Raw genomic sequence first — 12,094 nt, forward strand, 5'->3', positions numbered from 1 at the left:
CGCATCAGCGTCCTGTTCGCCATGCTCCGCGACGGAACCTTCTACGAACCCAGAACCCCACAGCCTGCTTGACGAAAGACATAGAGGCACCCCCCCAACGACGACTCGCCGGGGAGATGTCGCGTCATGATCCTCCGACCGCGCGAACGCGTCCCCCGTGCGGCGCACGCCGTTGCCCCGTTCGCCCGAGTGCGGTCGCGCCGGAGCGCGCCTCTTCCTAGCGTTTCCGACGTCGAGGTGCACATCCGGCGCGAGCGGAAGAGGTCCGCGGCTGCTCCTCGGGGACCCGGAGGACTCATCATGCGGGTGATCCGCGGTGCTGCGGCCGCGCTGCTGGGCGTCGGCGCCCTCGCCCCCTGCTCCCCGGCCGCCGCGAGCGACGACGGTCCCGCAGTCCACGGTCCCTCGTACGGTCCCGCAGTCCGCGGTCCCTCGTACGGCCCCTCCCCCGGCAACGCCGGCAACGACCCGCTCCACCGTGGCAGCGCCGGGAGCCGCTCGGCGAGCGGCGGGGACGGGGACGGCGGCGGGGACGGCGGCCGCGCGGACGGCTACCGGGACGGCGGAAGCAGCGGCGGCCGCGGCGACACAGACGGCCACGAGCGCGGCAGCGGACGCGGCACCCCCGGCAGCACAGACGGCCACGAGCGCGGCAGCGGGCGCCGCACCCCCGGCAGCACAGGCGGCGCGTCGGAGAACGGTGGCGAAGGCCGTCCGTGGGAGGACGGGGGCGGCAGAGGCAGAGACGGGAGCGGCGGTGAGAGCCGTCCGTCGGAGGGCAGCGGCGGCAGCCGCGGTGATACGGGCGGGGACGGCGGCCGGAGTCGTTCTTGGGACGGCGGTCGCGCCGGGAGCCGTACCCGGGACGGCGGTGGCGGCGGCCACCGCGACACAGGTGCACGCGGAAACGGAGGCGGCGCGGACCGTCCGCCGGAGACCGGCGGCGCAGGCCGTGCGCCGGACGGTGGTGACGGCAGCACCCACAAGGGGACCTTCGGCTTCGAGGTCCAGCCGTCCAGCGTCGTGCCCGGTGGGCAGATCACGCTGCGGATCGAGCGCGGACGCGACGGCTGCCGGGAAGCGGCGACGGTGTCCTCGGGCGTCTTCGACACCGTCCCCCTGCCGCCGGGCCGGTCGTCGGACTCGGCGCAGGTCGACCCGGACGCCAGACCGGGTGCCGTCTACCAGGTCACGTTCGTCTGCGACGGCGGCACCCGCTCGGCCGATCTGAGGATCGTCGGCGCCGACGGCGAGGGCGGCGGCGGGCCCGGGCCCCTCCAGCGCGGCGTCCAGGCCGGTGAGGGGGGCACCCTCGCGGGTCACGACCTCGGGGAGGTCGGCATGGGCACCGCCCTCGTCGGAGGGGCGATCGGTGCGGCGTACTACCTCTCCCGCCGGCGTGCCGACGCGGACGGCGCCTGACCGGCCCTGCCCGGCGGGACGAACCGCGCGGTCGTCGCGCCGGACGGCCGTGACGCGGGTCAGAGGGCCGTGACGCGGGCCGCAGGCCCCCAGGAGCGCGCCGCACCGGCCGGCCCGAACCGCACCGGGTCGCCGGTCCACCCGTTCGCATCCGCCCCGTCGCCGGTCCCCCGCGTCCGGCCTAGCGTTCTCGTATGCGCGGACCACGAGGCGACGGCCGGGGCGAGAGGGGAGGGCGCATGTCCGTCAGCGAGCCGTCCGCGATCGCCGCGGGGGGAGGGGAGCCGCGGAGGAAGCAGGTCTCGTGGGGCGTGACAGCGCTCGTCCTGCTCTGCGGGATCGCGCTCGTCCGGGCGGGTTCGGGAGGGTTCGACGCGGGTCCGCCGCAGCCCGCGACGGCGGTCACCCCGGACAGCGGCCGTTCACCGGGTGCCACGGCCGCGGCGCCGCGCCCGCTGCCGCGCTCGGTGCCCGACCGGGTGAGGATCCCCGCGATCCGGGTGGACGCGCCCGTCACGGCGGTGGGCCTGGACGCGGACGGCTGGGTCGCCGCGCCTCCGCCGGAGGATCCCCGTCTGGTGGGCTGGTTCACCGGCGCGGTGACGCCCGGCGAGAAGGGGACGGCCGTCGTCGTCGGACACGTCGACAACGCGGCGGGGCCGGCCGTGTTCTACGGACTGGGGGCGCTGAGGAAGGGCCGGCGCGTCGAGGTGCTGCGGCACGACGGGAAGACGGCCGTGTTCGAGGTCTACGGCGTCGAGGTGTTCCCCAAGGACGGCTTCCCCGGCGACCGCGTCTACGGCTCCAAGGGGGCTCCGGAGCTGAGGGTCATCACCTGCGGCGGGAGGTTCACCCGGGAGACCGGGTACGACGGGAACGTCGTCGTCTTCGCCCGGCTGGCGCAGGTGCGCTGAGCGCCTCGCGGGGGTCCCTCACAGGTACGCCCGGCGCGGCACGGTGAGGTGGTAGCCGTCGTCCAGCAGCCGGGGGAGGTAGGTCCGCAGCGCGCGGACGGTCTGCGACCGGTTCCCGCCGGCGTCGTGGGAGAGCACGATCACCCCGGGCGCCGCACCGCTCTCGACGTTGTCGACGACGGTGCCGGTGCCGGGCGTGGTCCAGTCGAGGCTGTCGACGGTCCAGGCCAGCGGCTCCATGCCGCACTCGGCACCGAGCTGGAACGCCGCCCGGTTCCAGGCGCCGTAGGGGGCGCGGAACCACAGCGGCCGCTCACCGCAGGTCCCCTCGACGAGGTCGCTGGTGCGTTCGATCTCGGAGCGGATCCGTCCGCGGCCGAGGCGGGTGAGGAGCGGGTGGGACCAGGTGTGGTTGCCGACGACGTGTCCCTCGTCGGCCATCCGCACCAGCAGGTTCCGGTTCCAGTCGGCCATCTCGCCGCACACGAAGAACGTCGCGCGGACGTCGTACCGCGCGAGGGTGTCCAGGATCTGCGGGGTGTAGCGGGGGTCGGGGCCGTCGTCGAAGGTCAGGAGCATGCTGCGGCCCCGTCCGGACACGCGCATGACGGGCTCGTGCCGGACGCGGGCCGGTCCGGGTCCCGGCTCGCCCGGACCGGCGCCCGCCAGCGGCCGGAGCCGGTAGGCGGACGGCCCGAGGGCGCTGCGCGCCGGGGGCCCGGCGGCCGGGGCGGCCGCGGCGGCCGGCCGGGCGGGAGAGCCGGAACCGGACAGCAGGGCCCCGGCCGTACCGGCTGCTCCCGCCGCCCCCAGAGCGGCGGCCGCGGCGAACAACGCTCCGCGCCGCGTGAGCATCTGATCGTTTTTCATGATTTATCACTCGCCCGGTAAGCCGCTGCGGCACCGGTGCGGCGCCGCGAAAGCACCCGCCCGGCCCAGGAACCACGACCGCCCCGGCGCCACCCGGCCGAAGCCCCTCCCCCAGCGGCCACACCCCGCCCCCCGCAGGCCACCCGTCCCGGGCAAGTGCGGTCCGCGCGCGGTCCCTTGCCGCCGCGCTCACGCCACCCGTTCCCCGTCCCCCACGGAGCGGGGCGTTCCGCGGGCTCCGATAGCCTCACGGCCGTGACGGAACAGCAGCACTCGCACCAGTTCGAGCGGGGCACGGACGGCCCGAAGGTGATCGTCGTCGGCGTCGACGGCTCGGAGTCCTCGATGCGGGCCGCCGCCTACGCCGCTGGCCTGGCCCGCCGGCAGCGGGCGCTGCTCGCCGTGGTCTACGTGCAGCCGGTGACGACGGCCGGAGCGGCGCTCGGCGCGCCGGTGTCCGGGACGACCGACGAGATCGCCGAGGAGCTCGTCCAGCACATCCGCGAGTCGGCCCGGCGGCTGAAGGGGATATTCGAGGTCCGCTGGGAGTTCCACACGTTCCGCGGCGACCCCTACAACGGCCTGGTGCGGACGGCCGACGAGCTGAAGGCGGACGCCGTGGTGGTGGGTGCCTCCGAGCAGGCCGGCCACCGGATCATCGGCTCGGTCGCGGTCCGTCTGGTGAAGGCGGGGCGGTGGCCGGTGACGGTGGTGCCCTGAGCCGGCACGGCGGTCCGGCCGCGGCCGGACGGGGATGTGTGGTGTCTTCCGTACCCGGGCACCGCTGAGCCATCATGATCCGACCATCGGCCGTTTGCCGTCTGGGAAGAGGTGAGGCGCATGGCCGGGCTCCGGATGGGCGAGGGCGTTCTCCGCCGCAAACCCATTGAGCACATCGAGGACACCGAAGTCGGCGAGGGCCCCCGGCTCGAACGGTCGCTCGGGTTGTGGCAGCTGACGGCCATCGGCGTGGGCGGGATCATCGGCGCGGGCATCTTCACCCTCGCCGGTACCGTCGCCAACGGCACCGCGGGGCCCGCGGTGCTCGTCTCCTTCCTCGTCGCCGGTCTGGCCAGTGCGGCCGCGGCGCTGTCGTACGCGGAGTTCGCGGGCCTGATCCCCAAGGCGGGCTCGGCCTACACGTACGGCTACGCGGTGCTCGGCGAGTTCGCCGGCTGGTTCATCGGCTGGGACCTGCTGCTGGAGTACACCGCGATCGTGGCGGTGGTCGCGATCGGCATCTCGGGCTACTTCGGCTTCCTCGTCGACGCGCTGGGCGCCGACCTGCCGCAGTGGATGCTGGGGGCGCCGGGGACCGGCGACGGGCACCGGGTGGACCTGTTCGCCGCCGTGCTGTGCCTGCTCATCGCGTGGCTGCTGAACCTCGGCATCCGCAGCGCGGCCCGCTTCGAGACGTTCGTGGTCGCCCTGAAGGTCCTGGTCGTGCTGCTGGTGATCGGCGTCGGCGTCTTCCACATCACCACCGCCAACTACCGCTCCTTCTTCCCGTACGGCGTCGGCGGCGCGTTCACCGGGGCGGCGACGGTGTTCTTCGCGGTCTTCGGGTACGACGCCATGTCGACGGCGGCGGAGGAGTCGAAGGACGCGCAGCGGCACATGCCGAAGGCGATCATCTACTCGCTGGTGATCTCGATGGTGCTGTACGTCGCGGCCTGCCTGGTGCTGACGGGCATGCAGAACTACAAGGACATCGACAAGGAGAGCGGCTTCTCGACCGCGTTCGAGTCGGTGGGCCTGAGCGGGCTCGCGGACGTCATCGCGGTCGGCGCGATCATCGGCATCCTCACCGTCATGTTCACGTTCATGCTGGGTGTGACCCGGGTGTGGTTCGCCATGTCCCGGGACGGGCTGCTGCCCCGCTGGTTCGCCAAGACGCACCCCACCCGGCACGTGCCGACCCGCGTGACGTGGATCGTCGGAGTGGCGTCGGCCGCCATCGCCGGGTTCCTGCCGATCGCCGAGGCCGCCGAACTGACCAACATCGGCATCCTGCTGGCGTTCGTGGTGGTGTGCATCGCGGTGATCGTGCTGCGCTACCGGCAGCCGGACCTGCCGCGCACCTTCCGCACGCCGTGGATGCCGTTCGTGCCCGCGCTGGGCGCCGTCTTCTCCATCTGGCTGATCACCTTCCTGCAGTGGCAGACCTGGGTGCGCTTCGCCGTGTGGTTCCTCCTCGGGTGCGTGATCTACTTCGGCTACTCGTACAAGCGGTCGGCGCTGGCGCGGCGCTAGCCCTGCCGCCGTTCGGCCCACCCCGCCGTCGCGGGGTGGGCCGAACGGCGGTACCCGGGCCACCCGGCGGTCCGGTGACCGCGGTCCGCGGTACCCGGACCGCGGTCACCGGCCCGCCGTCAGGCCGTCCTTCGCCGCGCCGCGGCTGAGGACCACCGTGCGGATGCGGTCGCGTACGTCCCCGAGGCGGGCGCCCCGGGTGAGGGCCGCCCGGACGTCCACCACGCGGCCGGCGCCGGGGTCGAACAGGAGCGGGAAGAACTCCGCCCGGGTGACCTCCCAGCGGCCGCCGGGCCGCGCGGGCGGGCCGAACGTGAACCGGGCCAGCGTGCTCTGGTTGCCGCGCGGGTCCGGCGCGCCCCGGCCGTCGGTGAGCTGCCCGGCGATCTGGTCGCCCATGCCGTAGACCACCCAGGTGCCGTTGACCTTCTCGTAGGGCTGGGGGACGTGCGCGTGCGTGCCGAGGAGGAGGTCGACATCGGGACGGCCGTCCGTGCGGGAGGCGGTGAGCCGCCGGGCCAGGGTCAGCTGCTGCTGGTCGGGGGCCTCCTGCCGGTCCGTGCCCCAGTGCAGCGACACCACGACCACGTCGGCGCCCGCCCGCCGGGCGGCCCGGGCCTCGGAGACGATCCGCGCCTCGTCGATCAGGCCGACGGCCCACGGCTGGCCCGGCGGAAGCGGCCGGTTCGAGCCGTAGCCGTAGGAGAGGTGGGCCACCCAGGCCCGCCCGGCGCGCAGGAGCGTGACGCCGCGTGCCTCGGCCTCGGTGCGCGCCGAGCCGGCGTGCCGCACGCCCGCGCGGTCGAGGGCGTCCAGGGTGCGCCGGATCCCCGCGGCGCCGTCGTCCAGGGTGTGCTCGGAGGCGGTGGAGCAGCCGTCGTAGCCGGTGGCGGCGAGGGCGCGCGCGATCTCCGGCGGGGACTTGTAGAGGGGGGCTCCGCTGTACGCGCCGGGTGCGCCGTACACGGTCTCCATGTGGCACAGGGCCACGTCGGCGCGGGAGACGAGCGGCTCGACGCCTGCGAGCATCGGCCCGAAGTCGTGGCCGGCGCCCGCCGTGGCCCCCGTGCCCCTCGCGGCCCTGGCGTCGGAGGCGGCCCGTTCGACGACGGAGTCGTCCGGGATGACGTCACCGGTGGCGACGAGGGTGAAGCGGCCACCCGCCGACGGCCCCGGACGCCCGGCGGAGTCGTCGTGCTCCCGGTTGTGGGCCTGGCAGGCGGCGGCCGCGGCGAGGAGGGCCGTCACGGCCAGGGCCGCCTGCCGTCTGCGTGCGATCATCGGTTCACCTCACTGCGGTCGTAGGACAGACACATGGGTACGAAATCGCGCGGCTCCGCAAACGGTATGGGCGTCCGGGTTAGCCCGTACGGGGTGTCTGGTGACCGCCCGGCGACCGTTCGTCGTACCGTTCGCCGACGCGATCGACCGTCCGCCGCACAGCCGTGCCCACGCCCTGTCCTCGCCGGCCGCCCTGCGCTGCCATACGGCCATGACGGCCACTGCCTCCCCCGCCCGCGGGACGACGACCGCCGAGGACGAGCTCGCCGCGCTGCAGCGCGAGCACGGCCGGCCGCTGTTCGCGCTGCTGCTGCGGCTGTGCGACGGCGACCGGCAGCGCGCCGAGGACCTCGTGCAGGAGACGCTGCTGCGCGCCTGGCAGCATCCCGAGGCGCTGCGCGCCGACGCCTTCGACTCGGTCCGGCCGTGGCTGCTGACCGTGGCCCGCCGGCTCGCCATCGACGCGCGCCGGGCCCGGCAGGCCCGGCCGCCGGAGATCGGGGACGCCGTGCTCGAGAACGCGCGGGTGATCGCCGACCACGCCGAGCGGGCCGCCGCGACGCTGGACGTGCGCGAGGCTGTGAAGACACTCACCCCGCAGCACCGTGACGTCCTGGTGCTGGTGTACTTCCAGGGGGCGAGTGTGGCGGAAGCGGCCGAGACCCTCGGCATCCCGCCCGGTACCGTGAAGTCCCGCGCGTACTACGCGCTGCGCGCCCTGCGCCGGGGCCTTCCGGGATACGCGACCGACCTGCGGTGAAACCGGCCCTCGGGTCAAGTCTTCGTAAAGCGCCTTGCCGAGGACCGCCGTCGGGTAATCGGCTGTCCTCATCGGTGTTCCGGACGGGGCCCTGCTCCCCAGGGTCCCGGAGTCGGGCGACGCGCGCACCGGAGGAAGGCAGGAAGGGATGCTGCACAGAGGGCAAGAGAGCACGGACGGCGCCGGTGACGGCGGACCGGCCGTCCCCATGGCGTGGTTCTACGCCGAGTACATCGCCGACGAGCTGCTGCGCACCGGCGATCTCATGCCGCCGACGTCCTTCGAGTTCCGCGCGGGGCGGGACGCCCTGGCGCTGACGATCTTCCTGTCCGACACCGGGGGCGAGCTGCCCGGCATCCGGGTGGTCTCGCAGCTGGACACCTGGCTGTCGCTGACCGCGTACGAGGAGCCGTGGCAGGACTGGGTGGCCGAGCGCATGGACCGGCTCATGGCCGACGCGCGCGCCGGCGGCGGGCCGTCGCCGGACCTGACGCTGGCCGAGGCGGCCCGGCGCTGGCTGGAGGAGACCGAACTGCTGGCCCCCGACCTGAACGCGGTCCCCGGCGGCGCCGGCCCGGCCGGCGAGGACGAGGGACCGAAGGTCTGGACCCCCGCGTGGCAGCTCGGACTGCCCCTCGGTCACCTCGCCATCCACCTTTTCTAGAACCCGACCAATCCGCGGGCCGGGCCGCTCCGAACATCTTGGCCGCGATTCCGTGCGCCCTTGAGTGATTCGGCCGTCGGCTGCGTACGGGTGGGAGCAAGGAGTAACCCCACCCGCACCCATAGGCACGAGGATTCGGCATGAGGTCCCTGGAAAGGCATCGCGACGTCGGCGCGTACGCGCTCGGCGTGCTGGACGAGGCGGAGGCCTTCCGCTTCGAGGACCACCTCATGGAGTGCCCTCGCTGCGCGGCGCACGTGACCGAATTCGGTCCCGCCACACGGCAGTTGCTGCTGTACCGGCGGGCGACGCCGCGCTCCGTGCACCCCATGGCCCAGCCCGGTCCGCGGCTGCTGGAACGGCTGGTCGGCGAAGTGGCCCGGCAGCACCGGACCGGCCGCCGGCGCCTGCTGTGCGCCCTGGCCGCCTGCGTGGTGCTCGCCGTCGGCGGACCCGCGATCGCGGTCACCGCCGGGCACGGGGACGGCCCGGTCCAGGTCGCGGCGACCGACGCGAAGACGGGGGTGTGGGCGCGGGTCAGGGCCGTGGACGCGGACTGGGGCAGCTCGGTGGAGGTTCAGGTGAAGGACGGGGCCGGCCCCCGCCCCTGCCGGCTCGTCGCCGTCGGCCGGGACGGCTCGGAGCAGACGGTGACCAGCTGGACCGTGCCCTCGCACGACACCCGGCCGAACACGATGGCCGGCGGCGCGGCGATGCACCCCGACCAGATCGCCCGCTTCGAGGTCCGCACCGAGGACGGGCACTCCCTGGTGACGCTCACCTCCCGCTGAGCGGAGGCGGTCACTTGAGCAGCCGGGACAGCCTGCGGTCCGCCAGCGGCCGGCCGCCCGTCTGGCAGGTGGGGCAGTACTGCAGCGAGGAGTCGCTGAAGGAGACCTCGCGGATGGTGTCGCCGCACACCGGGCAGGGCTCGCCGGTGCGGCCGTGCACCCGCAGACCGCTCTTCTTCTCCGACTTCAGCCGTCCGGCGGCCAGGCCGCGCGAGCGCTCGACCGCCTCCGTGAGGGTGGTGCGCAGCGCCTCGTGCAGCCGGCGGATCTCCTCCGGGGTCAGCGACGCGGCCAGCTTGAACGGGGACATCCCCGCCGCGTGCAGGATCTCGTCGCTGTAGGCGTTGCCCACACCGGCGATCAGGCTCTGGTCGCGCAGCGCGCCCTTGATCCGGCGCCGCTCCCCCGCGAGCAGCTCCGCGAGGCGTGCCTCGTCGAAGCCGTCGGCGAGCGGATCGGGGCCGAGGCCGGCCACGCCCGGCACCTCCTGCGGGTCCCGGACGACGTACACCGCGAGCCGCTTCTGGGTGCCGGCCTCGGTGAGGTCGAAGCCGGCGCCGGTCTCCAGGGCGACCCGCAGGGCGAGCGGGCTCCGGCCACCGGGCCGGGGCGGGCCGTCCGGCAGCCGGTCCCTCCACTGCAGCCAGCCCGCGCGGGCCAGGTGCGTCACCAGGTGCAGGCCGCCGTCCGTGCCGATGTCCAGGAACTTGCCGTGCCGGGCCACCGCGGTGACCTCATGCCCCTCCAGGGCCGTCACGGGCGGGTCGTACGTCTTCAGGACGCTGATGGCGACGGGCAGCACGCGGACCACCTGGTGGCCGGCCAGGTGCTCGGCCAGGAAGTCCTTCAGCGCTTCGACCTCGGGCAGCTCCGGCATACGTCCAGAGTGCCACCCGGCGCCGGCGACGCCACGCAGCGCCCGCCGCGCACGGCGTGCCTGCGCACGGCGTGCCTGCGCACGGCGTGCCTGCGTACGGCGTGCCTGCGTACGGCGTTCGGCGTCTCTTACAGCCTGCGGCCTACGGCATACCGGGAGAGCGCGCGCGACGGGGTACGAGTGACGCCGGGACGGGCACTCGTGCCCCACCGGACGAGGCGGGCGGACCGGCCGGGGCCGGCCGGGAAAGGAGCGCACGGCCGTGGAGTGGTTCACCGCACCCGACTACTGGCTGACCCGGCTGGTCTTCCAGCGGGCCCTGGCGGCGGTGTATCTCGTCGCGTTCCTGACGGCGGCCCTGCAGTTCCGGGCGCTGCTGGGCGAGCGCGGCATGCTGCCGGTGCCCCGCTTCGTGGCGCGGGTGCCGTTCAGGCGGGCGCCGAGCCTGTTCCACCTGCACTACTCGGACCGGTTCTTCGCCCTCTGCGCGTGGACCGGGTGCGCCGTGTCGGCGGCACTGCTGGCGGGGCTGGACTCCTGGCTGCCGCTGTGGGGCGCCATGCTGCTGTGGCTCGTCCCGTGGGCCCTGTACCTGTCGATCGTGAACGTCGGCCAGACCTGGTACGGCTTCGGCTGGGAGTCGCTGCTGCTGGAGACCGGCTTCCTCGCCGTGTTCCTCGGCAACGACGAGGTGGCCCCGCCCGTCGTCGTGCTGTTCCTGCTGCGCTGGATCCTGTTCCGCGTCGAGTTCGGCGCGGGCCTGATCAAGCTGCGCGGTGACACCTGCTGGCGGCAGCTGACCTGCCTGTACTACCACCACGAGACCCAGCCGATGCCCGGCCCGCTGAGCTGGTTCTTCCACCGGCTGCCGAGGCCGCTGCACCGCGTGGAGGTCGCCGCCAACCACGTGACGCAACTCGTCGTGCCGGTGCTGCTGTTCACGCCCCAGCCCGTCGCCACGGTCGCCGCCGCGCTGATGATCCTCACCCAGCTGTGGCTGGTGCTCTCCGGCAACTTCTCCTGGCTGAACTGGATCACCATCGTGCTGGCGCTGTCGGCGGTCCGGTTCCCGGCGCGGCCGCCGTCCGTGGCCGGCCCCCCGCCGTGGTACGAGGCCGTGGTGCTCGCGGTCGCCGCCCTGGTGCTGTTCCTCAGCTACCGGCCCGCGCTGAACCTGGTCTCCCGCCGGCAGGTCATGAACCGCTCCTTCGACCCGCTGCACCTGGTGAACACCTACGGGGCGTTCGGCAGCATCAGCCGCGTCCGCTACGAGGTGGTGATCGAGGGAACGCTCGACGAGGTGCCCCGCGAGGACTCGGACTGGCGGGAGTACGAGTTCAAGGGCAAGCCCGGGGACCCGCGGCGCCGCCCGCGCCAGTTCGCGCCCTACCACCTGCGGCTGGACTGGATGATGTGGTTCGCCGCCCTGTCCCCGGCGTACGCGGGCGCCTGGTTCGGCGCCCTGGTGGAGCGGCTGCTGGAAGAGGACCGCGACACCCTCCGGCTGCTGCGCCGCTCCCCCTTCCCGCCCGGTGAACCACCGCGCCACATCCGCGCCCGCCTCTTCCGGTACCGCTTCACCACCTGGAAGGAACGGCGCGAGACGGGAGCCTGGTGGGACCGGACGTACGTACGGGAGTTCCTGCCACCGACCCGGCTGACGGCGGCGACCGACCGGCCCTGAGCGCGTACACCTCGGGGGGCCGGGACCGCGTGGTCGCCCGGCCCATCCATCCGGGCGATGACATCCTCCCCGTCGGCCAGGTCCTCGGCGGCCCATGTGCGGCGCTCGACCGGGTGGGATCGGGCACCCCGAGTGTTCCGTGTACGAGGGGTGGTCGGCGAGGACGGCGGCGGCGTAGTCGAGCGGGATGCCGCCGTGCTCGATGGCCCGTCCCCCTACGGCCAGGGCCTCGGCCAATGGGACTGGATCGGATGGACGGGGGCTGTACACGATGCGTGCGTCCCCTTCGGTGCGGGGCCAGTGGCTGGGACCGGTGGCTGCCGGGGGCTTTCGCCAGCCCCCTGGCCCCCCGGGCCCCCGCTCCCCCGGCACCGCCCGGCGCGGGCAGCGCTCCCGTGGTGGGGGCTCGTGCGCGCCGGACGGCGCCGGGGCCGGTGTGCAGGTGGGTGCGGCAGGGTCAGGCGAAGGACACTCGGGCGCCCGCATCGACTGGTCGCTCTCACTGACGTGAGCGAGGCACTCGATCGGGTGAAGCCCGATCCAGGCCCGGGCCGACCGCGTGGCCAAGGAGTCCCCTC

11 protein-coding genes are annotated in these 12,094 nt (G+C 74.3%); 8 read left to right on the forward strand and 3 right to left on the reverse strand.

Annotated features, from left to right (window positions below; all coding sequences use genetic code 11):
• The first annotated feature begins 1,023 nt into the window (after nt 1-1,023).
• Nucleotides 1,024-1,422, forward strand: coding sequence for a hypothetical protein (locus ABZ920_RS13870; RefSeq protein WP_361503141.1), 399 nt, complete (start codon nt 1,024-1,026; stop codon nt 1,420-1,422).
• 239 nt (nt 1,423-1,661) lie between these two features.
• Nucleotides 1,662-2,336, forward strand: a complete 675-nt coding sequence (locus tag ABZ920_RS13875) for a class F sortase (RefSeq protein WP_361503144.1) — start codon at nt 1,662-1,664, stop codon at nt 2,334-2,336.
• Between the two features lie 18 nt (nt 2,337-2,354).
• Here ABZ920_RS13875 and ABZ920_RS13880 read toward each other — a convergent pair whose 3' ends face one another.
• Nucleotides 2,355-3,206, reverse strand: coding sequence for a polysaccharide deacetylase family protein (locus ABZ920_RS13880; protein ID WP_361503146.1), 852 nt, complete (start codon nt 3,204-3,206; stop codon nt 2,355-2,357).
• 255 nt (nt 3,207-3,461) lie between these two features.
• Here ABZ920_RS13880 and ABZ920_RS13885 point away from each other — a divergent pair, with 255 nt between their 5' ends.
• On the forward strand, nt 3,462-3,926 hold the full coding sequence (locus ABZ920_RS13885) for a universal stress protein (protein ID WP_361503149.1): 465 nt from the start codon (nt 3,462-3,464) through the stop codon (nt 3,924-3,926).
• A gap of 120 nt (nt 3,927-4,046) precedes the next feature.
• Complete coding sequence (locus ABZ920_RS13890) at nt 4,047-5,459, forward strand: amino acid permease (protein WP_361503152.1); 1,413 nt, start codon at nt 4,047-4,049, stop codon at nt 5,457-5,459.
• Nucleotides 5,460-5,564: 105 nt separating this feature from the next.
• On the opposite strand, the gene ABZ920_RS13895 is transcribed toward ABZ920_RS13890, so the two are convergent.
• Nucleotides 5,565-6,740, reverse strand: coding sequence for a CapA family protein (locus ABZ920_RS13895; protein WP_361503155.1), 1,176 nt, complete (start codon nt 6,738-6,740; stop codon nt 5,565-5,567).
• 211 nt (nt 6,741-6,951) lie between these two features.
• Here ABZ920_RS13895 and ABZ920_RS13900 point away from each other — a divergent pair, with 211 nt between their 5' ends.
• From ABZ920_RS13900 to ABZ920_RS13910, 3 genes are all read left to right on the forward strand, one after another.
• Nucleotides 6,952-7,500, forward strand: coding sequence for a sigma-70 family RNA polymerase sigma factor (locus tag ABZ920_RS13900; RefSeq protein ID WP_361503527.1), 549 nt, complete (start codon nt 6,952-6,954; stop codon nt 7,498-7,500).
• 148 nt (nt 7,501-7,648) lie between these two features.
• Nucleotides 7,649-8,164: a hypothetical protein gene (locus ABZ920_RS13905; protein ID WP_361503158.1), complete on the forward strand. Its 516-nt coding sequence runs from the start codon at nt 7,649-7,651 to the stop codon at nt 8,162-8,164.
• A 140-nt stretch (nt 8,165-8,304) separates the two neighbouring features.
• Nucleotides 8,305-8,955, forward strand: a complete 651-nt coding sequence (locus tag ABZ920_RS13910) for a zf-HC2 domain-containing protein (RefSeq protein ID WP_361503161.1) — start codon at nt 8,305-8,307, stop codon at nt 8,953-8,955.
• Between the two features lie 10 nt (nt 8,956-8,965).
• On the opposite strand, the gene ABZ920_RS13915 is transcribed toward ABZ920_RS13910, so the two are convergent.
• The gene (locus ABZ920_RS13915) at nt 8,966-9,832 is read right to left on the reverse strand and encodes a DNA-formamidopyrimidine glycosylase family protein (RefSeq protein WP_361503164.1); all 867 of its coding nucleotides are present in this window, start codon (nt 9,830-9,832) and stop codon (nt 8,966-8,968) included.
• Between the two features lie 262 nt (nt 9,833-10,094).
• On the opposite strand from ABZ920_RS13915, the gene ABZ920_RS13920 reads away from it, so the two are divergent.
• Nucleotides 10,095-11,516, forward strand: coding sequence for a lipase maturation factor family protein (locus ABZ920_RS13920; protein ID WP_361503166.1), 1,422 nt, complete (start codon nt 10,095-10,097; stop codon nt 11,514-11,516).
• Nucleotides 11,517-12,094 lie beyond the last annotated feature (578 nt).

It is taken from the genome of Streptomyces sp. NPDC046831, assembly GCF_040645305.1.
GTDB lineage: Bacteria > Actinomycetota > Actinomycetes > Streptomycetales > Streptomycetaceae > Streptomyces.